A 23659-nucleotide genomic window follows, 5' to 3' on the forward strand; every position below is an offset into this window, starting at 1 on the left:
TGAACATCATTCGTAAATTTTTTCGCCGTCTGCCTGTGCGTTCAGGGCATCGCTCTCCACCTCCCGGGCAGATGAAGGATTCGATAGCAGTTCTCTAAAGTACTCGTGCTGGATGACCAGGTCCATGATTTCATTGGTTCCGGTCCAGATGGTCATCAACCGGGCATCACGGAGCAAGCGCTCGATGGGATAGACGTTTGTATAACCGATGCCGCCCATGACCTGCATGGCGTGGTTGACCACCATCCAGGCTGTATCGGTGGCAAATTTCTTTGCCTCTGATACCTTCCGGCGGATATATCCTGAATTACCGGCGGCATCGATCTCTCGAGCAGCCTGATGAACCAGAGCACGGGCAGCATCCAGCATCGTCAGGCTATCGGCGATCTTGAAACTCACCGCTTCAAACTCGCGGATTTTCTGTCCAAATGCCTTGCGGCGGTCGGCATAACGGGTGCTGATTTCCAGGGCAGCGCGCGCCAGGCCCAACGCTCCAGCTGCACTGGTCATGCGCTCGGGGATCATCATCTGGTTAAAGATCTCATTGCCGCCATGCTCACGCCCAATCAGGTTGGCAACCGGCACTTTGACATCGCGAAAATACACCCGCCCTGTACCACCTCCCCGCGTGCCCAACAGCCCATAAACATGCTGGACTTCCACGCGCTCGCTGCGCTCCACTAACAGCGTGCTGATTGCCTTCCTGGCAACATCCTGTGGGTTTGATCGTGCGTAAACCAGGAAGACATCTGCACCTTCGGCGCCGACAATGAAACGTTTCTGCCCGTTTAAAATATAGAAATCGCCCTCGCGTTTCATCGTCGCCGTGGCGCCGAAGAAATCAGAACCACCACGAGGCTCGGTGAGGGCTTCAGCCACTGTAAGCTGCCCAGACAGGATGGGCTGCAAGTACTTCTGCTTTTGTTCAGGATTGCCAAATACGTGCAGGGCCTCACCCACGATGGAAGGCAGAGAGTATAAGCAAGCCAGGCTGGCACCCAGAACGCCAATCTCTTCCAAAACCAACACTTCTTCCGCCCAGGTCAATCCGCGGCCTCCCACCTCAATCGGAAATCGCAGGCCAAGCAGCTGATGAGCTGCGAGCTGTTCGATGTATTGGCGAGGGTAATGAACCTTTTCAAGGTCCATGTCGAGCAACAGCTGCCTGGAAACGTTTTCTCTGGCGAACTTGCGCGCCTCCCCCTGCAGGTTACGCTCAGCTTGGGTTAGCAACAAATCGCTCATACAAATCGTCCTTCCTGTACGTCAATTGGTGAGGGTCAGTTAATGGCATGTGGCAAGCATGACAAATACTCATGGGCAACCGTACCTTGAGGGATCGTGTAGTACCTCCAGGGAAAAATCGAGTCTATGGGCATTGTATCATTTTCAGGCAGATTCCGATCAGCAGGAATTTCCGAACTGCTGGCATACCCTCCAGCTTCACTGTATTTTGGGGCATGCACCTTTCTAATAGTTGGGAGAAAATAACGAACTCCCGCTCGGACTAAGCGGGAGAATTTGACTCGTATGCCATTTTTTCTAATTTACCTGGTCTACCGGATTATGATCTATTCGTAGTGACCAGTCCATAGCGGTGAGCATACACCAGTAATTCCAATCGGTCGGATACCCCTAGCTTATCGTAGATTGAAGTTAGGTGATGTCGCACCGTGGTTTCACTGATGCACAACTCGGAGGATATGCGCTTATTCTTGTATCCCAGTCCAATGAGTTTCACAACCTCTTTTTCACGTTCACTCAGGCTGTTCATGTCGTCCGTATCCTGATCGCCCGTCCCAGAGGTCTGGTTGCGTGAGAGGCGTCCTAGCACAGTGGCAATCAGCGAACGTTCAAGCCATACTTCACCATCATGGACCTTCTCGATTGCTTTGATTAATGTTTCCGGCGTATGAGTCTTGAAAACGACACCTACAACCCCATCCTCAACGGCTTTTTGCAGCATAGCCTGATCATTCGTGCCGGTAACAAGGATCAAACGGGCTGTCCCAGAAGACCGAATCAAAGACGGGACGATTTCAAGGTCAGGCAGACACGCCAGATTCATATCGAATAAGATGATGTCGGGTTTTTGACTGGTGATGAGATCAGTCCCCTCGCTCACGCTGCTTGCTTCGCCCACCACTTCAAACCCGGGGGCCTTCTCAAGGATATAACGCATGCCAACCCTGAAAAGAGTCTGGGCATCAAGTAGGATAATACGAAGAGAAGTCTTGGGTGAGGCAGTCATAAGGATAGGGTTTTCGTTCCCCCGGTAGAATCTTCTGATTTACCTATTAAGGTGGGAAGCAGTCCTGTCGATTATCTTTATAACAATGGCAAGCAACGCTAATTTGCCTATAATATATCAAAGGATACTACTCCTGTCAATAAATCGGTCTACAATAACGGTACATGTCTAGACAAGCAAGAACTATGCTGCTGATTATGTGCTGGTGCATTTAATAACTCAGACTTCATCTCTGCAACAGGCAGAATTAATTCAGAGGTAACGATGTAAACACTAGCGCTGGGAACTTTGTTTACAGAAATATTGCGCTTTTTCTGATTAAAACAAGAGCAGTCCATCTGATGATGAACCGCTCTTCAATACTAATTATGTGTCTGGCCAGGTCTACTACCAGAGACTCAGCAGAGATTATCCACTTTTCTTAAGCTCGTCGATCTTCTTGGATAATCCTGCGATTTTCTGACCGAGGGTGTCAATATCCGCTTTGGTGGGGATATTCATGCGTTGCAGCACATCGTTGATGCTCTTGTTGATATCCTCTGTCAGATTGGTGGTTTTATTCTTACGCTTATCCATCGCTTCGTGAATCAACTTCTTTCCGTCTTTTTCAGCCAGCTCACCTCGTTCAACCAGGCGATTGATCAGGGTTTCGATTTCTTCTTCAGCGATGACAGCGGCGCCTAAGGCAGCCAGCATCATCTTGCGGACCATATCCACCATTTGAGAGTCTCCTTTCTCGACGGGTTCAACCGGTGCTTCAGCTTTCGGTTTCGTGGGCATTTTATCCTCCTAGATAAGGTATTTTTGATGAAACAATAGACAATTTGCTTATGACGTAGTGCGTCATAAACAGTATATCATCAGGATCGCCGAGCGTCAAGGATTTTTATAAGAACAGGATTTTTATCAGAACGGCTACTGGTTTTTTCTAGCCCAAAAAATCGGGTGGAAAAACAAGATTTCCAGCGAGAGGAACGCTGGAAATCTTGTGTCGTCGTAGGCTTTCTCATTGAAGGCATGAAGCCAGGCAATCAGGAACGCCAGGCCTGAGGTACCCCTGGCCCCAAAACAGTATCTCTTAAGGATTGATACTCTACTGCAAAGAGCTTAAGGAAATCTTCCGGGTCAGAAATTAATCCCGTATCCGAATTAAAGCCGACCACCAATTGATTGTTATAACTTACAAAGCTGATCCCCACACCCACCCTGCCGGATTGTGGCACCCAAGCAATGATGGATTGGATGGGAACACCAGCCAGGTAGAGTTGCTGGCGAGCCCCAGGAACATTGGTAGCCACGATACTTCCCTTGGTATCCAGGATCCTGATGGCAATATCCTCAATCCACTTTGGGATCACCCCCAGGATATGGAGAATAAAATATGAGGCTGCGTATTCAGCCGAGGCTTTCAGAAAGCCCATCCCGCTTTTAATTGCCTCTAAGCGATCAATTGGCTGCTTCTGGTCCAAAGGTAAATCTAAAAATACGAGCCCAAATTTATTCCCCAGGTCCTCATCTAAAGTGCGTCCTCGCATGTTCACCATGATGAATGACCGAATATTCGGCTTGCGGGTATCACCCTGCAGGTCGATATACCGGCTGATTGCCCCGGCAGTAACTGCCATCAAGGTATCATTGATCGTGGCCCCGCTGGATTGGGCGATCCGCTTGATCTCCGGAAGGTCATACGGCGCAGACCAGACAGCTTTTTTCACCCCAGTGAGAGTCTCCTTTAAAATTGTGGGGGGGTCAGCCGGGCGAAACACAATCCTGCCAGACGCAGCCAGGAGATCTCCGACACCTGGAGTAAGCTGTGCAGCACGCTGATTGGTACTGACACCAGGTTGGACAGGCTTGCTATTCCCTGAAACAGCTGCCTGAGTAAAGGTTGGTGTGACTAACAACGCCGGGTCGTTAAGATAATTATTACCGTTATTTATTCCAGATTGACCATCGCTGGATGCCTTAGTCATCGTTAAAAAAACCTGCATAAGCGAAATGCCATCCGCAATGCAGTGATGCACACACACGATGACCGCACTACCTCCCGGATGATTTTTTACCAGAGTGAGTCGCCATAGGGGGTGGGAGAAATCCAGGGGAGTATTCATGCGCTGGTTAACCAACTCGGTAATCTGGTCATCTGTTACCGGCGAGGCAAGCTCAAGTACTTCAATATGGTCCTCGACCCGGTCCGACGGATCGTCTTCCCAATAGGGCCGTCGGAAGATGCCGCCAGGTCGGACAATACGCTGATGAAAACGCCGGAAGCGTTTGACGACTACCGCCAAGGCACTGACCAGCTGGTCATGACTAACCTCCCCGTCAAACCTGAACAGCACCGTGATCATCATCTGGTTGGAGGGGGTTTCCATGCGAAGCCAGGCATGGTCTACACTATTAAGCTTGATTTTAGACATGTAACACAAACCACCTTTAAATAGTTGAATATCTGTATCTCGAGATTTCAGTCATGCACAGAATCAATTGCTGCCTGCCGTGAAGATTACGAACGAATCGCGAGAAGCAATGCGAGCAAAAACAAGCCTGCCCAGGCATACCAGGGGCCATTGTTGGCTAATATCAGGGCGCCGGCGAGCAAACAAAAACCTGCCAGCAGTGTCCCGCGCACGCCATTCAGAGGACCAGAAGGAGGTTTTTTTAGGTTTGCTTCTAATACTTTTATGCCCTCCGACAGGATCAAGGGGCTTTTCCTCAACACATCCACCATTTCCGGAACAACCAGGGCACTGTCACGCACCAGGCTGACGGGGTTAAATTCCTGAAATAAAATCGACCGTACATGACTGCGGGCTGCGGTGGGGATATCAATCGAAGGATCAAAAACATGACTGACACCCTCAATCGTCACCAGCGCTTTGACCATCAGAATGATCTCACCAGGGTATTGGATCTGATAATGACCAGCCAGCAACACAGACTGCAATATCACCTGGGCAAGTGAAAAATCCTTAAAATTGGGGCTCACCAGCCAGCGGGTATACAGGTCGGAGGCAGCCCGTCGAAATCCTTCAATATCCGCCCCCTTGCCGGGAATAGTTAAAGAAGTCAGATATCGGGCAGCACTTTCTGGATCTCCCGTAACCAGCGAATAGAAATAATAGAACATGCGCTTGCGCATATCCCGCGTGAACCTACCCACCATCCCCAGGTCAATAAACCCGATGGTGACTTCTTGAGAGCCGGGTTTTTTGAATATCATCAGGTTAGCAGGGTGTAAATCAGCATGGAAGAAGCCATCCCGGTAGATCATGCGGACTATGGCGCCTACCCCCAAGTCGATCGCCTGATGGCGTTGTTCGAGGGTGAGTTTTTTAAGTGCATTCTGATCTGGCTTGATACCATTAAAATATTCCATACACAACACATCGCGTGAGCTATATTTCCGATAGATTAGCGGAAAGCGAACCTCAGGCTCATCTTTAAAGTAAGCGGCAAAAGTCTCCGCATTGTCCGCTTCCATGCGCAGATCAACTTCACGCAACGTATAGGCGCTGAATTCATTGATAATGCGGGCTGGCTGATACCGAGCTAAAAAGAGCTGCAGGAAACTGCCGAAAAAGCGCAACAGGCGGGTGTCGCGCTCAATGATTGTCCGCACGCCGGGCTTCAAAGCTTTGATAACGACTTTTTCATTCGTGACCAGTCTGGCGCGGTGAGTTTGCGCCAAGGATGCTGAACCCAATGGAATGGGATCGATCCAGCGGAACATCAAATTGAGGGGCATGTCAAGGCTCTCAACAATGAGCTGCTTAAATCGCTCATAACTGACTGCCGGGAGCCGATCCAGCAGGTTTTTCAGCTCATCGGTGATCTCTTTAGGCAGCAAATCCTCGCGCAGGCTGAGAATCTGGCCGAGCTTGATATATGTCGGCCCTAATTTCTGTAAGCGTAGCCTAAATTGGATAGAAAACGGCTGGCTGACGATTTTCTTATCCAAAAACGGCCAGGTAAACGCCAGGAAAATTCTCAGGAAAAAGATGCCGATCGTACGGTGCTCGCCTAGCTCCATTTTCCTGCGCACGAAATCAAAGCCACCACCCAGCACCAGGCCAAGGATCTGCCCAGCGATCTCAAAACCCCGGACGAATAACCCTGGAGGTCGTCGTTCCTGATACTCTTCGAAACCAGTATCCATAAATTGGGTATCTAGTGTAGTGCTCGCCTTTGAATAAATAAAACTTGTGTGCCTGCAATCTTATCGTGCCAGCCCTGCCGCTTGGGGTCCCATAAAACCCAAAAAAAGCCCAGGAAGAGTGGAATGGCAGAAATCCAATAAGAAAAAAACCTCACCAACGACCTAAAAAAGGATAACTTCTTTCCGTCTTTCTGGACAACTTTAAGCCCGAGGAGCGCTTTGCCGGGGGTAAACCCAACCAGCGTCCAGAAAAACGTGAAATATGCGATCACAAATAAAGCCATGAGAGCAGTTCCACTTCCAAGCTCAACGTATGGATTATCCAAGAGGGACTGAAGGCTGGTTAGTATATTGGCTAGTCTGAAAAACCTAATGATGGTTTGAATAAAGGCTGCTGCGACCAATTGTATGACGGCAAGGATTATCAGGTCGATGGCAAAGGCTTCAAATCGGCTAAAAAAGCCCGCTGGATGAGCTGGGGGATTGGCGTGAGGGAAAATACCCGACTTGTCAGATTGCGTAGTTATCATAGCCATGCGTCCCTAGCCTCCTTCTACCGGGTTGGCGGGTGGCTCAGTCGGTTCAGCTGGAGCACTCTTGCGAAATATCGATTTAAGCTTTTGCTCCATAAGGCCATCTACGTTTGCACTTTGATCGCGGAATTCATCGACTACACTGCCTGCCATGCTGGTACCTTCACGCTGGATAATCTCCTGCACCTTTATCTTTAGGACGAGGTACTCTGCAAACTCATTGATCAAGTCATCGACCGCTTTCTGCTGAAGGATTTGCCGACTGTTTTGCTCTTCGAGGCGGCCGCGCATGATCAGGTGATCCAAGAGCTTTTCCCCCCGAGCGGCAGCGTGATCATACTGATCCTTTACCGGGCTAAAGGCCCAGCTGTTCGTGATGGGTGAAACCAACCGGGACAAAATATCAAATACTTTTGAGGAGGTATGACCGGCGGACGTCAGGCTTTGCTGTAACTTTTCAGGGGTTTCGAATAACAATCCGAGTAACAGGTACCTGAACTGGTCAGCAGAGGTCTCATTCTCGTTGATGGTGATCGTCTCGGGATTCGGCAATACCTGGGTAGTCTGCATGCGCCTTAATCGACCGACAAGGGCATCTCGACCGTTTAGGCCAGTGCCAATCGCCAAACGCAGAACCGCTTTTAGATCACTCAGCTGCTGAGAATCAACACCCTGGAGGGTACTTTGCTCCGCAGGTGGGGTCAAGCTAGGATCATCGCTGGTATAGGGGAATTCGTCATCGGGTATCTGCACGCTACCTCCCATTATTTAATTAAGGAAGATCCGGTATTGATCTTCTGGGATCATCGCCCTGAGACAGGCAATATAAATGATCTGGAAGTTAATAATTAAAAAGCATCGTAGATATGAAACCCCTGTTCAACACCTACTTTAACACCCCATCACCAACGGTACATGCCATTTATATCCGTGAAGCACATTGTAAGCAAATGCTGCCTGGAAAAGCAGGCAGCTTGATGAGGTTTAATTAGGGCGCGCTTAAGCGCGCCCTAATCGAGGATACTTATGCGTTTGCTTTACGCTGTTGGAATGCCCGCACGATCAGCACGATACCACCGACCACGCCCAACACGGCAAGCGACCAGATCATGGATAAGCCCGTAAAGAGCTTACCGTAATCTGCGATCAGCGCCAGGCCAAAGAGGATGCCTAACGCACCCAGGATGCCAGCGCCCCATCCAGCGCCGCTGAAGGCCATGATCAGCAGCATAATACCGTACATCAAGCCCCAGATGCCAAGCACCAGAACCATTACCCTCGGTAAGAACACTGCAGAAGCCACAGGGTATGCCAGGATGTAGCCTCCGGCAGCGATACTGACAATGCCCATGAACAGCTTCCAACCCCACATGGAGTGGTCGATGAAGATGGCTACAATATCAAAAATACCCTGGACGAGCCACCAGATGCCCAGGAAGGTAACCAACATGATGTAGACTTGAGCCTTATTAGCGGCCCCACCCCAAAGGAAGAAAGCTCCCAGGATCAAAGCCGAGATACCCGTCAATAAGGTCAACCACCATGGGCGTTGCTTGGTTTGTGTTTCTAGTGCAGTTGTCATTTTCATTCTCCTTGTTTTTGGTCTTATTGCTATTTTAATCTAATATTCATTTTGCGGCACCACCATTTGTAAATTCCATTCGCTCTGCACCGCCAGCTGTCTCAAGAGCAAATCCACCCGCACCATCTGGGCCACCCGCGACTATGCTGCCCAGCAGCTGTAAATACTGTGTGTCCAGAGATTGCTCTCCGCAGTAGGCCATGGTGGAAGCGCCCAATTTGATGCTGAAACCGCTCTCTTGCGAGTAAGTGCCGCTGATATTGTTGCAGTCAGCTTTGCCATTAAACGTGCCATCGTCATTAAAGGTAATCGTGTAGCTTTTAGGGTCTGCCACTGTGATTTTTTCACCAGTCGATTGGTTGGTCACGCTCTGCCACTGCCAGACAATACCGGTGATGGTATTCGATGGCGTAGCATTTGAGGCACAGGATGATAAAGGTAGCAAAAAAATCAAGGCTACCAATAAGACAGCCTTCCGGTTAATTTTCATTCGTCCTCCATTAACTCAATATTTGTAAAAGCCTCAGTTGCTACCTTCATAAATAAATATTTTGACCACTCCACCAGACACAGGCTGGATGCAACGCATCATCCATTACGAGAAGTTAATTTGCTGCATAACCGGGAATACGGTTGCGATTCTGATAAACCGTAGAACTCCAGTGGCCGATGTCGATAAATATCGCCAAAATGAGCCAGAACCAATCCCAGAAGCCATAGATACCGCCAGCACCCCAGGTCAAGATCACAAACATCAAGGTGGTGAATGGGAGAAATATGATCCCTAAAACCGGCCAGATCCAGCTTCCTTTGAAAGCTGAATTAAACATGACAGGTCGGGCAAGCCAAAGTAATATGGTGCCTAAACGCGGGAACAACCCCGCAAATGCTGCAAAACAACAAGGCATGGTATTCTCTCCTTCTTTTTATCCTGGTAAAACAAAACTGCTTATGCTGCCAATACTATGGAAGGCAGCCTCAATGGTGGCCGGGTGACTTAAAGCCACCATGAGCCATTTCAGGTTTTCTCATCTCTACCGCCAGGATCAAACCGGCCTCCCAGCCGTCCAGCCTGGCGATCATCTTGAGATTCTTCACGCTGATCCTGATTTCGATCCTCTGGCAGGGTTACACCTCCATAATATAAACTGGGTGAAGGGATTAGATCTACTCATGCCTTAGAAACACATTTACTCCTCGGCAAAAGCTTCTTTCAATGCATCTTCCTGTTCCTTCGTTAGGTCGGAAGCAATTAGCTCAAACTTACTGCCTTTAAGCTCAGCGAGTACCTCATCCTGGATTGCTCCTGTGGTCAGTAAGAACAGGGCGGAGGTGCCTTCGGTAACTTTTTCGCGGGTATTCTTAATGAATTCATCGCTGATCCCATAATCAGCCATCTTGCCGCCAAGTGCACCAAATGCAGCCCCGACGGCCAGGCCGAAGAAGGGCACGAAGAAAATCAACCCGAATAGCATACCCCAGAAAGCTCCCTGCATGGCTCCCATGCCTGCCATATCAACCATCTGCCTGGTCTTGGGGGCTTTCTTCCCTGGCGGCCAGCTCACGATGGCGGCGTCTTGGATCTTGATCAGCTCCCTTTTCTGAAGTGATTTGATCTTTTCGAGCATTTCGGATGCCCCATCTGGAGCAGAAAACTTTAAAACCGTAAGTGTTGCCATAGATCATTATCCAATCAAAAAGATGCTTGGGTGGAAAAATACCCCAACGTAAAATCAGGCGACTTCGAATGCCTTTTTAACACCCGGGAGCAGGCAGTAGATCAGAATGATGGCGTTGAGAATGAAGCTCACGCTGACATCAGACCAATTTCCCGCACCTAACATCACGGTAAAGTCCAGGATAAGGTTGAAAGCAGTGATCACTGCCAGGAAAAGCCAGGCTTGTTTGTCAACATCCCACAGCAGCTTAACCAACCAGGCCCACACCCAGACCATTAGAGCCCACATCAGGAAGGACCAAAAGCTGAATGCATGGATCTTGAATTCGCCAATAAAGAAGGGCAGGATACCCAGTGACTGCAGGGCATGGATGGCTGCCAGAACGGCGGCGATTCCAGCCAGGATGGCGAGTATGGTCACTCCAACTGGACGTTTTTTCATCGTTTTTCCTCCTTGCTTTGAATATTGATTTGTGAATAATGATATGAATTACAAACTAGACAGCAATGCTAGATGTGGGATTCCCTGACGATTTACTCCTCCTTTCTATTTCAACAGCAGAGATGTGAATATTTTCTTTGGACTTAATTTATCTGAAACAGCAATTCCACAAACTCATGGCAATTGCTGGGTTTGAATTCTAGTCTTGAATCAACAACTCTTCCAGGCTGGGAGAAATCCCATCCCAGTGATCAGTATCCTGGATAGACTTTATCGCTCGGGACATATTGGCTGAGAGTTTTTGAAACCGTTCCCTACGGACTTCGCGTGGAATACTTTCGCCGCGTTTTTTCAGTGATACCAAGCAGGCGAGGAAGATCTTATAAGGCTCATATTTGGACAAACGCAGATAAAACTCGTTTTCGTGGTCGGTGAGATTTACCTCGCATTGAGCGATCAGATCCTCGATCTCATCCGCAATCACCCCGCTGACCGATTCAGGGTCCTCGTCCATGTGGAAAATTGGGGCATCGGAGACGAAATCGCACAAACGCTCACCCATCACCACAGAAGCTGTGAGTGTGCCTCCCAGTGAGAAGGCATGCAAGCGTTCCCCCTGATGGCTATCGAGGATGAGCTCGCCGGCACAAACCTGAAAGATCTCTGTGGGCTCCAACTCGTAGCGGTCGATAACTGTCTTATGCAAAGCCCGGCCATCAAAGGTGGGAACATGCAGTTTTTTTACATCAAAAAAGCGTTGAGTGGGTTTTGCGGAGATAAGTGCTCGCAAACGCGAGTAACCAAGCTTGGGTGAATATCTCGATGGGTCAAACAAATAACCAAATGATGACAGCTTCGCATCCATGAGCACTCTCCTAGATCTTCAATGTATAAACAATGATTAACGCCGTGACGTGCGAAGTAGTAAAAGGAATATGTTAATGAAATCCAAATAAAGCGCCAGGGCTCCAATAACCACCAGCCCGCCCATACCCTGCTTGCCTTCCAGCTCGGTGGAAAGGGCCTTTAGACGGTTGGTGTCCCACACCGTCAGTCCTGCAAAGAGCATTATACCGGTAAAATTCATCGCCTGGTTTAGCCCAGGTGTGTATGGAAAGAAAATGACAAAGATCCATCCGAACATCCAGCCAAGCAGGCAAAGCAGTAAAAACCTGCCTACGCCGCTCATGTCGCCCTTGATGAACAACCCAACGATGCTGCTAAACAGGAACATCCCAGCCGTCACCCAAAAGGTGTAAGCGATTGATGACTGACTATAATAGTAAAATATGGACGAGAGCGCCAGACCAGTCAGAGCAGAATATAGCAGGAATAATAAAAATGCTGCCCCTGTGGACATGCGGGTTACCGCTGCACTCAGGAAAACCACAACGACAATCTGCAGTAAAAACAAGCCGAAGGTGAACCAGGGATATAACAAAACGCGCTTCATGAATTCAGAGTTGTCGCTCACCGCGGTAGATACCAGAGCAGTAACTGCCAGCCCGAGAGCCATTACCAGATAGACCAGGGCTAGAAAGCGGTTGAAACGTACGGCACTCATTGCGGGTGTCGATCTTGCTTGAGCTTGGGCCATATATTCTCCGTAGTTATTTGAATTCAAATTATGTGGGTGATGGATTTTATTTGACCATCACCCACAAGGATGCATACCTTATTTGTGCGCCTTACGCAAAATTAGTTTGACTACCTCATCAACCAGGATGAGCACAATCGCCAAACCAATGCAAAACAGCCACTGGCTTCCGGATAAAGCGACCAAGCCCATTCGTTCACCGAAGTTCATCTGGGTAGGCAGGAACAGGGCCAGCAAGGATAAGCCGTACAGCTCAAGCTGGCGGTGATCCGTCAGGTTATTGCGGCTGAAAATTGTGCCGGTTTCAGAGCGGCAGCTGAGACCTATGGCAACATTGAACATGCCAAACACAACAAATCCCATGGTAGCTGCCAAAGCCGTGTTCACACCATCGTAATACGTCTCAACCGCAAGTGTACCAACGGCAATGAGCAGACCCATAAAGGCGATCCGCACCCACTGACCATTGCTAAGAACCGGTTGCGATAGCGGGCGGGGTTTACGGTCCATCAAACCCGGTGAGGGACTGTCAAAGCCCAAAGCCATGGCGATGGGCACCTGCACCAGGAAGTTGATCCACAACACGAGGACCGCGGTAAACGGTGTGCCGCCCATGATGGCGAAGATAGCCGCGCCCAGATAGCTGATAATAAATGCCGCCAGGGCACTCATTTGGAAGCGGATGTACTTGAACAGATTATCGTAGATTGCCCGGCCGTACTCGACAGCCTTGACGATGGTGGCAAAGTTATCGTCTGTCAGAATCATCACGGCAGCTTCCTTGGAGACTTCTGTGCCGGTGATGCCCATGGCCACACCTATGTCGGCTTTCTTGAGGGCAGGAGCATCATTGACGCCATCACCTGTCATAGCCACGATGTTCTGCTTCTTCTGCAGCAGGCGAACCAGACGGATCTTATCTTCTGGAGCAACCCGGGCGATCACACCGATATCGTCCAGCTTGCCAAGCAGCTCTTCATCAGGCATGGCAGCAAACTGGGCACCGGTGAGGGCTTCTCCTTCGATGCCGAGCTGATGTCCGATGGCAGCCGCCGTCACAGCATGGTCACCGGTGATCATGCGCACCTGGATACCGGCGCTATGACATTTGGCGATAGCATCCCTGGCTTCTGCGCGGGGTGGGTCGACAATACCAATCATGGCAATCAAAGTCAGGTCCTTGACCAGCTCGATCAGGTTGCCTTTCGGGTCAAAGGTCTGCGGATCGAAGTCACGACGAGCAACCACCATGACGCGTTCACCAGCAGCAGCCATTCGGTCATTTTCCTTAAGAGCCAAAGGTCGGGTCTCATCCGTAATGGGCTGCACCTCGCCACCTGGCAACCAGTATGATCCACCCCGGGCGATCAACACGTCTGGCGCACCTTTAACGAAACAGCGCACCACCGGTTTGCCTTGAGCGTTCTTCATGTTATGGAAAGTACCCATAAACTTGTAATCGGAGTCAAACGGGATTTCAGCTACCCGGGGATACATCTCACGGGCACTATCGACATGGATACCGCCTTTCTCAGCCAGGACGATCAAGGCACCTTCCGTTGGGTCACCGATCAGGTTCTCACCATCCAGGCGTGCATCAGCGCAGAGGGCCATGGGTAACATCACTTCGTCCAGGTCAATCTTCGATCCGCCAGCGCTCAGGATCTGTCCGTCCGTTATGTATGGCGCGGTACCTTTCTTCCAGGGTTCACCAGCTGCCACACCCCGGGTTAATAGTAGCTCTCCTTTAGTACCATACCCTTCACCGGTCACACTGTAGCGGTTCTGACCAGGCAGGCTAAACTCGACAGCAGTCATCTTGTTCAAGGTGAGCGTGCCGGTCTTATCCGAGCAAATCGCCGAAACAGAGCCCAGCGTTTCCACAGAAGGCAGACGTTTGACAATCGCATTCTGGCCGGCAAGCACACGCGTGCCCATCGAGTACATGGTGGTGACTACGGCGGGCATACCAGTTGGGATGGCTGAAATCGCCAGGGCTATCCCGGCCGTGAAGATAGCAGAAAATTCAAGACCCTGTTGAAGGAGTAGGAAAACCATGGCGATAAAAGCCAGGGCAGCTAACCCAGCGATTACGATCGTCAGTTTGTCCAGCTGTTTTTGAAGGGGTGTCTTGTCGGCTTCGGTTTTGTTCAGCAGGTCAGCAATATTACCCATCTCGGTCTGCATGCCGGTTGTCGTCACGATCATCTCGCCACGCCCACGCGTGACCGAGGTGTTCATGTAAGCCATGCAATGCCGGTCGCCCAGGGGAGCATCGGCCTTTGCAATGGTCTCGGTGTCTTTGGAAGAGGCGACGCTTTCGCCGGTGAGGGCAGCCTCCTCAATCTCGAGGGTGGCGGTCACAAACAAGCGCCCATCTGCTGGCACTCGGTTGCCGGCCTCCATCAAGACGATATCACCGGGTACCAGCTCCTCGGCATCGACTTCGATTGCCTGCCCATCGCGACGTACGCGGGCGATATTCTTCATCATCTTTTCCAATGCGGCGAGGCTGGCCTCGGCTTTTGATTCCTGGTTCAGCCCCAGGATGGCGTTGAAGACGGTCAGGCCGATCAAGACGATGGTGGTGTTCCACTGGTGAATCACAATCTGATTGACAACCGCAGCTCCAAGCAGGATGATCTGCATAAAGTCTTTATATTGACGTAAGAATGCCCGCCAACCAGGCTCCTTTTTCTTGCCGGCCAGCTTATTAGGCCCGTACTTCTGAACGCGCTGTTTTGCCTCAGCGGCGCTCAGCCCTTTGGCAGGATCGACTTGAAGCTCGCTAGCGACTTTCTCGGAGGTCAGGGTGTACCATTTTGATTGATTTTCAGGTTTATCGGTCATAAATTTGAGCCTTTCTATTAGAATTTTGAGGGAACATAGCGGTAGGGATAATCGGGTTCCTTGTAATCACCTTTGGCCTGGCGCTTGGGGAACTTGATCGGCTCACGTGGTACTTCTTCATAAGGGATCAGGCTCAGAAAATGCGTGATGCAGTTCAAGCGCGCCCGGCGCTGGTCATTGGAGGGGACCACATACCAGGGGCATTCAGGGGTATCGGTAGCAACGAACATGGCATCACGCGCTCGTGAATAATCGTACCAACGCGCCTGAGCTTGCACATCCATCGGGCTGAGCTTCCAGATTTTGCGGTAATCTTGATCACGCTCTTTGAAGCGTTTCGCCTGCTCATCCATGTCCACCTCGAGCCAGTATTTAATAAGGTAGATACCAGAATCGATGATGGCTCTCTCAACCAAGGGTGTCAAATTTAGAAATTTTTCTACTTGTTCATGGGTGGCAAAGCCCATCACTCGCTCGACTCCCGCCCGATTGTACCAACTGCGATCAAACAACACGACCTCGCCTGCGGCTGGCAAATAAGGCATGTAGCGCTGAAAGTACATTTGTGATTTCTCGCGGTCGGTTGGGGTTCCCAGAGCCACTACCCGGAAGATGCGCGGGCTGACCCGCTCGGTGATGCGTTTAATCACGCCACCCTTACCGGCCGTGTCGCGGCCCTCGAACAGTACGCAAATCTTTGCGCCACTAACCCTAACCCATTCCTGTAGCTTAACCAGCTCGACCTGGAGCGTTTCCATCTCCTTTTCGAACTCTTTGCGGCTCATCGGAGGTTGGGGGTCGCCGATAGATCCGGGCTGAGCAGTAGAGGTATCTGCTCCAGGAACGGCCTGTAGGGCTGATTTTTCGGGGTTTTCCTTACTTTTGCCCTTTTTCCCTTTTTTCTTGTCCTTGTTTTTTCCCATATGGATCTCCTTATTCATAATTTATATGATTTACCAATTTACCATTAATCCAAATAAAAAACATAGCAATTTTCATAAAAGTGGCCCCCAGATAATGACGATGCCTCAATTTGCGAATGATAAAACTGATGCGACTAAAAAGCCCATCACGGTCAGGATGCCTACCAGCTTTCCACCGTGCTCGAATGCTTCTGGCATCATGGCATCTGCCAACATGGTCAGCATCGCCCCAGCTGCAAATGCCTGGGCAAACCTGCCACTGGCAGCGGGTAGCAAAGTGATGACAGCGTATCCGACGCCAGCAAAAATAGCTGAGATGACCACTAACACGAACCACATCCAGAAGATATTGCGCCGTGAACGACCGGCCGCTTCCATATTAACCGTGCCAGCCACACCTTCTGGCAAGTTGGATACGAACACTGCCGCCAGGAATGCAACATTGATCGAACCACCAACCGCAAGGCTCATCCCGAGAATGATCGACTCAGGGATATTGTCCAGCAAGGTGCCGATGAATATCGCTGAGCCTGATCCGATGTTCCCACCTGTGATATCCTTGCGATCCTTACCGCCCCCCCGGTCGATGAGCCAGTCAGCGCCAAAGAAGGTGAGGGCACCGATCAGGAACGCGACAGCCATTCTTCCTCCACCCAGGGCTGACTCGGGGACCAGCTCATAGGCTATGGCACTCAGCAGTGCACCAGCACCAAACCCCATGACCATCCCGACGCTACGGTTGGATAAGCCCCGTCTGGCAAGCAGATACCCAACTAATAGTGCCGCGGACGCTAATCCACCCCACAATATTGCAGTGAGCATATTCTTCCCTAGACCATTTGTATCGAAACAATCTTTCGCGGCATGGTAAAGATGCTACATATGCATCCTTACCATGCTGCGATAATTTACTTCTGCCCGGCGGTGATCAGGAAATTCGTCAATTGCTCCTGTGTAGCTACCAGGACACCATATATCCGGTCATAGATTGCTTTGACCGCCGGGGTATCGGCTTCTTGAGCAGCCTGGTCCACGGCAGTCAGGGTCTGGTTGAACTGGTCGACCGTCTGGTTCATCTTATCGATCGCCAACTGGCCGCGTAGATCTGCGACTTCCGACAGACGGTCGTGGATTGCCTGAATATCCTGCTTGACCAGGTCAGCTTTCGCCTGCTGGGACGGAAGATCCCCGGCCAGCTTGAGGGCCAAATCGACCGAAGCAGTGGCCATCTGGGTGGCAGCATCGATGCGGTCCTGGGTGAGGGAGGTGCGACTCTCGATAGCGCCTTTGGCGACGTTATACGCCTGCTTGTTCGATCGAAGCGCAAACAGGAGCCCGACAATGACCAGGCCAACTATGATTCCGATGATCCAACGCCAAATATTTTTCATGGTTCCTCCTCCGCAATGATACTAAATTCCGTCACGAACGAACGGGCAGGTCATGCAGTGCCCGCCGCCACGCCCTTTACCCAGCTCGAACCCAGCGATGGCAACCACTTCCACACCAGCCTGACGCATCTTGGCAATCGTATATGTATTTCGCTCGTACGAAACCACCACCCCAGGCTCCAGTGCTACGGTGTTGTTGGCATCATCCCACTGTTCGCGTTGTGCCTGTGACTCATCCCCGCCTGTCTCAACGATGGTGAGCTTCTTGATTTTCAGCGCATCTTCGATTGCACCAATGAAGCTCTTTTCCTCGGTGACGTGAAAGTCACCGGGTTTCTTGCCTGGCCGCAAGCTGATAGCACGGATATTATTCACTACACGCGGGAAAGCTGTGGCTTTATCACGGTCGAGCAAGGTGAAGACCGTATCCAGGTGCATGTGGGCGCGGTCTTTCGTCATTACTGCAGCAATCACACGTTCTGCACCACCGTTTTCGAACAACGTCTTCGCCACCAGCTCGATCATGCGTCCCTGGGTGCGCTCGCTCATCCCGATGGCTACCGTGCCGTTGCCGATGATCTGCACATCCCCACCTTCCAATGAAGATCGGCCGAAGTCCTGGATGTTGAAGCCCTGGTCGTCAGTCTGGGGCGGGTACCAGAAGTTGAACTTGGCTGCCTGAAACATGGGATGGTAGCGGTAGATGGTAAGCATGTTAAGAGATTCACGGCGCCTGGCTGGCCAGAACATCGGGTTGACCGTAACCCCATTGTAGATCCAGCACGAAGGATCACGTTGGAACAGGGTGTTCGGCACCGGTGGTATGACAAAGTAGCCCAACTCATCCTTTACGGCTGCACCGAGTAACGATATCTGCCTATATTTTTCAAGATCAAAACCATGCTCCACCATCTCGCCCACGGTTAATCCCCCCACCAGGTGCTCAGCAAGGTCTTCCGGCTTTAGGCTCATCAGGTGGTGACGAACCTCATCAACCAGTGACCAACCCACAGTGTAATCGGAGGCGACCAGCTCAACCACATTCTTCTTGGCTTCTTCGGAGGCAGCCAGGGCTTCAGCCAGCAGCTCCACATGGTAATAGACTTCGATGCCGCGCTCGCGCATGGCCTTGACAAACTGGTCATGTTCCCACTGCGCACGCTCCACCCACAGGACATCATCGAAGAGCAGTTCATCATGGTTTGTGGGGGTCAGGCGCTTCAAGCTGAGATCGGGCCGGTGGACAATGACTTTACGAAGCTTACCAACTTCTGAATTTACACTGAATTCGTTGCTCATTTTTTCCGTCTCCTATGTGATGATCTAATTTTTATTGCTCGATATATATTTGATGGCTTATTTTCTCAAGCTTCCATGGCTGGCTAAGGATATACGTTGGTCCCGGCCTCGCCAGCTACGATCTTCTCGATATCCTTTAATGAACCTATGGCGGCGCGCTTGCCAGTTACCTGAACAAACTGGATTGCCGCAGCCACCTTAGGCCCCATTGAGCCGGCTGGGAAGGGGTGATCCTGCAGCTCTTTGATAGTTACCTTGCCAAGCATGCGCTGTTCGGGCTTGCCCCAATCCAGGTAAACCCCATCCACGTCGGTGGCGATGACAAACAGATCTGCTTCAAGCTCACGTGCCAAAAGCTCACTGGCGAGGTCCTTGTCTATCACGGCTTCAATGCCAGCTAGCGAGCGCGGTTTGCCAGCTTCGTACATGGTGGGGATACCACCACCACCAGCGCAGATCACCACCGTCCCCTTGTCCAACAACCATTTAACCGGTCGCAACTCGAATATCCTCTTGGGAAGTGGTGAAGGGACTACCCGTCGCCACATGGTTCCATCTTGTTTGAAGACCCAGCCTTTCTCGGCTTTGAGCCTATCAGCCTCATCTTTCTCGTAAACCGGGCCAACGAACTTCGTAGGGTTTTGGAAGGCCGGATCGGCAGGATCGACTTCGACCATGGTCAGGATCGTGGCAAAAGGCACCTCAAACGGTAACAGATTGCCTAATTCCTGCTCGATCATGTATCCGATCATTCCCTCGGTCTGAGCACCCAACACATCCAGCGGATATGCCTCAACATCCTTGTAAGCTGATGCCTGAAGCGCCAGCAATCCCACCTGAGGGCCATTGCCATGCGCCAAAACCAGCTGGTGTTCCTTTGCTACCGGTACCAACGCCTGTGCAGCCACACGGATGTTGGCACGCTGAACATCGTGGGTCATCGGCTCACCCCGCTTGAGCAGGGCATTACCTCCTAATGCAACAACTACTCTCATAAGTTACTCCTTTCCTTTCATCATGTCTTTGGCTCCCCAAACCTGCATCAATTGAGCATAGAATTTAACCATGCACGCCATCCCTTCAATCGGGATACGTTCATCGATGCCGTGCTCAAGCCCGGCAAAACTTTCATCCATCACCAGGGAGGTGAAACGATAGATGTTATCGCACACAGGCACAAAATGCTGGCAATCCGTACCGCCTAACATGGTATAAGGTGCCACCGGTGGATTATCAAAAACTTGGCGGATAACTTTAGCGAGACTCATGTATTCGGACGTATTGGTGGAGGAAACAGGCAGGGCTTCGTTAAACTTGCCTTCAACCGGTGTTATGTGCACGCGCTCATCCTTGATCACTTTCTTAGCATGCCATAAGACATCAGCAATGGTATCGCCAGGGAGCAAGCGGAAATTTACAATAGCCTTTGCGTCAGCTGGAATGGTATTATCTTCCACACCACCGTTAATGATGGTTAGCGCTGTGGTAGTACGTATGCTGGCATTCATCTCAGGCAGAGGAACTAACCAGCGTCTTAAAAATGGCCCAAACAACCAAACATTAGCGAAGGCCACCTGGATGTACAGTGGGGCAGCTTTTCCAATGCCGTGGTAGAGAGGACGCAGACTGCGCACATGAGTGGGCATGGGGTGCGATTCCAGGCGGGTCATGGCACGTGATAGAATGCCTATGGCGGTTTGCTTGGGTGGCGTGGAAGAATGACCGGGGGCACTTTTCACCGAGAATTCAACGGTCAGATAACCTTTCTCACTTGAACCGACCAGGGCAAGCTTCCCGCGCACCCCGGCTGCCAAGCCTTCCATAATCCCTCCGCCCTCATCGACGATGCCTGCCAGGCGGACATTGCGCTCCTTGAGCATCTGGCCGATCACCTTGCAGCCATTTACACCACCGGTTTCCTCATCATGCCCAAGACCGAAAATGATGGTGCGTTCAGGACGAAAGCCCTGTTTGAGGAGAGCCTCAGCCGCATCCATGATGCCAATCAACTGGTTCTTGATATCAAGCGTGCCACGCCCCCAGACGAACCCGTCAATGATCTTGCCCTCAAATGGGGGGTGGGTCCATTCGGTTGGATCGGCAGAGACCACGTCTTGGTGCGCCATGAGCATCACCGGTTCCAGGTCGGCGCGGCTGCCCTGCCAGATGTATACCAGGCTGTAACCATTCACAAGCTCGCGTCTCAGCTTTTGGTGCACCAGAGGGTAGGTTTCCTCCAGCATCTTATGCAGCTGTGCAAATGCCTCCGGATCTGGGGTACCTTTTTCATCTAAGGGTACGGTCTTACAACGGACCGAAGCAGCCAGGTGCTCGGCGACTTTCTGCTCATCCACCTGGATGCCTTCGATCTTTTCCACGCTACCCATTGAGCGCTGGAACAGGATAGTGCGAATTACCACATAGAGCGTAGTCAGAAGCAAGATGAGAATGATAATTTCTACAATGCGTAATAGTAGCATGTAGCTCTCCTTTTTTTTAGATTATCAGTTTTTTATGCTTAGTTTAGCTGCTTATTACCCATCTATCTGCTCAACTTTTACCTCGCGTTTACTGATCGCTCTCCAGCCCGCCTCCACTACCCAGGCGAGGATTATTGTCACGATCAGGATAATGAAAGTGTTTGGTGCGGTCTGCAGGGTATTCCAGCAAAACAGCAGGATCGCAGCGAGGGTGGTGATCAAGGCAATCCACAGCACAAACTTTGAAGCCCCCGTTTCCTTGGTTAACCTCAGGTGAGCCACCGTGAGTAAAGCAAAGATAGCCAGCGCTACGGCACTCCCGATCGAGGCAATGACCGATACATTAAAAAAGACCGCCAGGAGCACGATCAACAGGGATGAAATTACTAAACCCTGGGTACCACCTGCCCGATACTTGCGCGCTAAACCGAACCTGGGCGGCAGCTGACCGTCTTTAGCCATGGAAAAAGTCGCGCCTATGCTGGCATAAAGCTGGGAGTTGATCGCCCCTGCAGTAGAGAAAACCGCCACTATGGTGATCAACGTATACCCGGCCTGACCAAAGATAGGGAAGGCTGCAGCAGCCAGGGCTGTATCGGCATTAGCAATGACCTCTTGAACGGTGAGCACGCCGAAAACGCCAATCGCCAGGGCAACGTAAAGCAATAATGTAACACCAATCGAGATATACATTGCTCGAGGCATGTTTTTCTCAGGGTCCTTAATATCTCCACCGACGAATGAGATCACTCCAAAACCAAGGTAGGCAAAAAAGGTGAGGGCGACACTGGCAAAGATCTTACTAAAGGGTGGGTACGTGGATGGAGCCACCATCGATGGATCCATATTAACCAGCATGGCAATGGCAAAACCACCTAGAACAAGCAAGACGATGGTCACAATCGCTGATTGGGCTTTCGTCACCAAATCTGTACCAGTCGAGTTGACAAAGGTCAGAACGGCAACAATAAGGACGGCAAAAATTTTGGGCAAGTAAGCGGGGGCGGTTGCTCCAAAGAACAGACTGGTGAAGTAATTACCGAACGATACTGCGACCATGGCAGCCACGATCAGCGTCGAAAAATAACCCAGCATCACCAGGCCACCCGTGAACAATCCCTTGCCGTATCCGCGTACGATCCACGAGATTAATCCACCGGAAGAAGGATACTTAGCCCCTAATTTTGCGAAGGAATAGCCTTGCAGCAAGGCAATCAGCCCGGCGACGAGGAAAGATACCCATACTGCGGTTTCAGCAATCTTGCCTGCCTCTCCAAAAAGGGCAAAGATACCTGCACCAACCATCGAGCCAATGCCAATAAAAATAGCTCCCATCAAGCTGATCGAGCGTTTTTTTTCTGGTGTGCTTTCAGTCATTATCTTAGCTTGTGCCATGTCACTCTCTCCATAAAATATTATCGTTTTTACATTAGCATCCATGCACGAATAAGCACGGAAATACTAAATGCATTTGAATAAGCTCACCTGGTAAGCTCATAAACCGCATACGCATAAATTTTCATCGCCAGGAACAGGTTCTTCAGGATGAGACGCTCATTCGGCTCGTGCTCGGTAAGCAGCTCACCGGGAAAGAGCGGACCAAAGGCAACACAGTTCTGGAAGGCGCGTGCATAAGTAGCCCCGCCCAGGGCAATCGGTTCTGTCACCTGGTCACCAGAATATTGGCGATACACCTTCATCAAGGTCTGGATCACCGGGTGGTCCTTGGGCAGGTAAAGCGGTGGCAGCCAGTCGAATTCCTTATATTCCAGGCCGTAACGAGCGGCTGCAACACTCAGTTTCTTTACGATCTCCAGCTTGTCGACCGTGACCGGGATACGGATGTCGATCGAGATTTGCTCTTTCTCACCCAGTCTAAATAACCCTATGTTGAACTTGAGCTTGCCGGATGGTGCATCCTGGCAGTCGCCAAATATTTTTGTAGCGTATGGATCTTCAGCGACCTCAGTAGCAATAAAATTAATCGCTTTGGATTCAAGGCCAACCGCATGCAAAGCGATGCACAAGCGAGCGATAGCATTGACGCCCTCTTCGGGGATCATGGCGTGGGCAGCTTTACCCTTGACCTCAATACCATCTTCCTTCCACTCGTAGGCAAAACCCAACTTTTCAAGCTTATCAGCCAGCTCTTCTTCAAGCGCACCATCGTAAAAAACGGAAGCCGGGACAGCATTGAACGCAGAACCGCCGGCGAGAAGTATATCCGTTTGATTCTTGCCTTCTAGATTAAGCTGGAGCAAGCCCTTCTCAGCATAGATCAACGGGAAACGAGCATCAGGCGCGAAACCAACCGTAGGTGGCTCTTCGATTTCCTTGTAACGGTTGATGCAGCGCCACAGGGTTTCTTCGTCTGCACCGAAAATGAATCGAACGCGCTTATTGAGCTTCACGCCAGCGTCTAAAAGAGCTTTAACTGCAAACAGAGCTGCCAACAGTGGACCCTTATCATCTTG

At 50.7% G+C, this 23659-nt stretch carries 23 protein-coding genes; all 23 read right to left on the reverse strand.

From position 1 onward, the window contains the following. Positions 1-6: 6 nt before the first annotated feature. Complete coding sequence (locus tag C3F13_14870) at positions 7-1245, reverse strand: acyl-CoA dehydrogenase (protein ID PWB51140.1); 1239 nt, start codon at positions 1243-1245, stop codon at positions 7-9. Positions 1246-1564: 319 nt separating this feature from the next. After that, complete coding sequence (locus C3F13_14875) at positions 1565-2251, reverse strand: hypothetical protein (GenBank protein PWB51141.1); 687 nt, start codon at positions 2249-2251, stop codon at positions 1565-1567. 408 nt (positions 2252-2659) lie between these two features. Beyond that, a complete protein-coding gene (locus C3F13_14880) occupies positions 2660-3031 on the reverse strand; it encodes a poly(hydroxyalkanoate) granule-associated protein (GenBank protein PWB51142.1) in 372 nt (123 codons plus the stop codon). A gap of 251 nt (positions 3032-3282) precedes the next feature. After that, positions 3283-4671 (reverse strand): hypothetical protein, encoded by a 1389-nt coding sequence (locus C3F13_14885; protein ID PWB51143.1) that lies wholly within the window; start codon positions 4669-4671, stop codon positions 3283-3285. Between the two features lie 86 nt (positions 4672-4757). Next, a complete protein-coding gene (locus C3F13_14890) occupies positions 4758-6410 on the reverse strand; it encodes a ubiquinone biosynthesis protein UbiB (GenBank protein PWB51144.1) in 1653 nt (550 codons plus the stop codon). Positions 6411-6421: 11 nt separating this feature from the next. After that, positions 6422-6946: a hypothetical protein gene (locus tag C3F13_14895; GenBank protein ID PWB51145.1), complete on the reverse strand. Its 525-nt coding sequence runs from the start codon at positions 6944-6946 to the stop codon at positions 6422-6424. A 6-nt stretch (positions 6947-6952) separates the two neighbouring features. Beyond that, positions 6953-7696, reverse strand: coding sequence for a hypothetical protein (locus tag C3F13_14900; GenBank protein ID PWB51146.1), 744 nt, complete (start codon positions 7694-7696; stop codon positions 6953-6955). Between the two features lie 271 nt (positions 7697-7967). After that, complete coding sequence (locus C3F13_14905; GenBank protein ID PWB51147.1) at positions 7968-8531, reverse strand: hypothetical protein; 564 nt, start codon at positions 8529-8531, stop codon at positions 7968-7970. A gap of 40 nt (positions 8532-8571) precedes the next feature. Further along, positions 8572-9015: a hypothetical protein gene (locus C3F13_14910; GenBank protein ID PWB51148.1), complete on the reverse strand. Its 444-nt coding sequence runs from the start codon at positions 9013-9015 to the stop codon at positions 8572-8574. Between the two features lie 115 nt (positions 9016-9130). Further along, the gene (locus C3F13_14915) at positions 9131-9433 is read right to left on the reverse strand and encodes a hypothetical protein (protein ID PWB51149.1); all 303 of its coding nucleotides are present in this window, start codon (positions 9431-9433) and stop codon (positions 9131-9133) included. Between the two features lie 282 nt (positions 9434-9715). Further along, the gene (locus C3F13_14920; GenBank protein PWB51150.1) at positions 9716-10204 is read right to left on the reverse strand and encodes a hypothetical protein; all 489 of its coding nucleotides are present in this window, start codon (positions 10202-10204) and stop codon (positions 9716-9718) included. A gap of 54 nt (positions 10205-10258) precedes the next feature. Continuing rightward, on the reverse strand, positions 10259-10645 hold the full coding sequence (locus tag C3F13_14925) for a hypothetical protein (protein PWB51151.1): 387 nt from the start codon (positions 10643-10645) through the stop codon (positions 10259-10261). 199 nt (positions 10646-10844) lie between these two features. Further along, positions 10845-11510: a hypothetical protein gene (locus C3F13_14930; protein ID PWB51152.1), complete on the reverse strand. Its 666-nt coding sequence runs from the start codon at positions 11508-11510 to the stop codon at positions 10845-10847. A 36-nt stretch (positions 11511-11546) separates the two neighbouring features. After that, complete coding sequence (locus tag C3F13_14935; GenBank protein ID PWB51153.1) at positions 11547-12242, reverse strand: hypothetical protein; 696 nt, start codon at positions 12240-12242, stop codon at positions 11547-11549. Positions 12243-12320: 78 nt separating this feature from the next. Then, positions 12321-15092 carry an ATPase gene (locus C3F13_14940; GenBank protein PWB51154.1) on the reverse strand — a complete coding sequence of 924 codons (2772 nt, stop codon included), beginning with the start codon at positions 15090-15092 and terminating at the stop codon, positions 12321-12323. 17 nt (positions 15093-15109) lie between these two features. Next, a complete protein-coding gene (gene ppk2, locus C3F13_14945) occupies positions 15110-16015 on the reverse strand; it encodes a polyphosphate kinase 2 (protein ID PWB51155.1) in 906 nt (301 codons plus the stop codon). A 105-nt stretch (positions 16016-16120) separates the two neighbouring features. Further along, positions 16121-16735 carry a ZIP family zinc transporter gene (locus C3F13_14950; GenBank protein ID PWB51156.1) on the reverse strand — a complete coding sequence of 205 codons (615 nt, stop codon included), beginning with the start codon at positions 16733-16735 and terminating at the stop codon, positions 16121-16123. A 188-nt stretch (positions 16736-16923) separates the two neighbouring features. Continuing rightward, a complete protein-coding gene (locus C3F13_14955; GenBank protein PWB51157.1) occupies positions 16924-17406 on the reverse strand; it encodes a hypothetical protein in 483 nt (160 codons plus the stop codon). Between the two features lie 21 nt (positions 17407-17427). Continuing rightward, the gene (locus tag C3F13_14960) at positions 17428-18705 is read right to left on the reverse strand and encodes an arginine deiminase (protein ID PWB51158.1); all 1278 of its coding nucleotides are present in this window, start codon (positions 18703-18705) and stop codon (positions 17428-17430) included. 83 nt (positions 18706-18788) lie between these two features. After that, positions 18789-19700, reverse strand: a complete 912-nt coding sequence (gene arcC, locus C3F13_14965; protein PWB51159.1) for a carbamate kinase — start codon at positions 19698-19700, stop codon at positions 18789-18791. Between the two features lie 3 nt (positions 19701-19703). Continuing rightward, positions 19704-21185: a hypothetical protein gene (locus C3F13_14970; protein ID PWB51160.1), complete on the reverse strand. Its 1482-nt coding sequence runs from the start codon at positions 21183-21185 to the stop codon at positions 19704-19706. 54 nt (positions 21186-21239) lie between these two features. After that, a complete protein-coding gene (locus C3F13_14975; protein ID PWB51161.1) occupies positions 21240-22625 on the reverse strand; it encodes an amino acid transporter in 1386 nt (461 codons plus the stop codon). Positions 22626-22666: 41 nt separating this feature from the next. Beyond that, positions 22667-23659 (reverse strand): hypothetical protein (locus C3F13_14980; protein ID PWB51162.1); only part of this gene is annotated, 993 nt, incomplete at its 5' end.

This window comes from Anaerolineales bacterium (assembly GCA_003105035.1).
Lineage (GTDB): Bacteria > Chloroflexota > Anaerolineae > Anaerolineales > UBA4823 > FEB-25.

Bases quoted from the DNA above. Each gene is read 5' to 3' on its own strand.
- C3F13_14870 (PWB51140.1), bottom strand. From the start codon at position 1,245: ATGAGCGATTTGTTGCTAACCCAAGCTGAGCGTAACCTGCAGGGGGAG.
- C3F13_14875 (PWB51141.1), bottom strand. From the start codon at position 2,251: ATGACTGCCTCACCCAAGACTTCTCTTCGTATTATCCTACTTGATGCC.
- C3F13_14880 (PWB51142.1), bottom strand. From the start codon at position 3,031: ATGCCCACGAAACCGAAAGCTGAAGCACCGGTTGAACCCGTCGAGAAA.
- C3F13_14885 (PWB51143.1), bottom strand. From the start codon at position 4,671: ATGTCTAAAATCAAGCTTAATAGTGTAGACCATGCCTGGCTTCGCATG.
- C3F13_14890 (PWB51144.1), bottom strand. From the start codon at position 6,410: ATGGATACTGGTTTCGAAGAGTATCAGGAACGACGACCTCCAGGGTTA.
- C3F13_14895 (PWB51145.1), bottom strand. From the start codon at position 6,946: ATGGCTATGATAACTACGCAATCTGACAAGTCGGGTATTTTCCCTCAC.
- C3F13_14905 (PWB51147.1), bottom strand. From the start codon at position 8,531: ATGAAAATGACAACTGCACTAGAAACACAAACCAAGCAACGCCCATGG.
- C3F13_14910 (PWB51148.1), bottom strand. From the start codon at position 9,015: ATGAAAATTAACCGGAAGGCTGTCTTATTGGTAGCCTTGATTTTTTTG.
- C3F13_14915 (PWB51149.1), bottom strand. From the start codon at position 9,433: ATGCCTTGTTGTTTTGCAGCATTTGCGGGGTTGTTCCCGCGTTTAGGC.
- C3F13_14920 (PWB51150.1), bottom strand. From the start codon at position 10,204: ATGGCAACACTTACGGTTTTAAAGTTTTCTGCTCCAGATGGGGCATCC.
- C3F13_14925 (PWB51151.1), bottom strand. From the start codon at position 10,645: ATGAAAAAACGTCCAGTTGGAGTGACCATACTCGCCATCCTGGCTGGA.
- C3F13_14930 (PWB51152.1), bottom strand. From the start codon at position 11,510: ATGGATGCGAAGCTGTCATCATTTGGTTATTTGTTTGACCCATCGAGA.
- C3F13_14935 (PWB51153.1), bottom strand. From the start codon at position 12,242: ATGGCCCAAGCTCAAGCAAGATCGACACCCGCAATGAGTGCCGTACGT.
- C3F13_14940 (PWB51154.1), bottom strand. From the start codon at position 15,092: ATGACCGATAAACCTGAAAATCAATCAAAATGGTACACCCTGACCTCC.
- ppk2 (PWB51155.1), bottom strand. From the start codon at position 16,015: ATGGGAAAAAACAAGGACAAGAAAAAAGGGAAAAAGGGCAAAAGTAAG.
- C3F13_14950 (PWB51156.1), bottom strand. From the start codon at position 16,735: ATGGGGTTTGGTGCTGGTGCACTGCTGAGTGCCATAGCCTATGAGCTG.
- C3F13_14955 (PWB51157.1), bottom strand. From the start codon at position 17,406: ATGAAAAATATTTGGCGTTGGATCATCGGAATCATAGTTGGCCTGGTC.
- C3F13_14960 (PWB51158.1), bottom strand. From the start codon at position 18,705: ATGAGCAACGAATTCAGTGTAAATTCAGAAGTTGGTAAGCTTCGTAAA.
- arcC (PWB51159.1), bottom strand. From the start codon at position 19,700: ATGAGAGTAGTTGTTGCATTAGGAGGTAATGCCCTGCTCAAGCGGGGT.
- C3F13_14970 (PWB51160.1), bottom strand. From the start codon at position 21,185: ATGCTACTATTACGCATTGTAGAAATTATCATTCTCATCTTGCTTCTG.
- C3F13_14975 (PWB51161.1), bottom strand. From the start codon at position 22,625: ATGGATGCTAATGTAAAAACGATAATATTTTATGGAGAGAGTGACATG.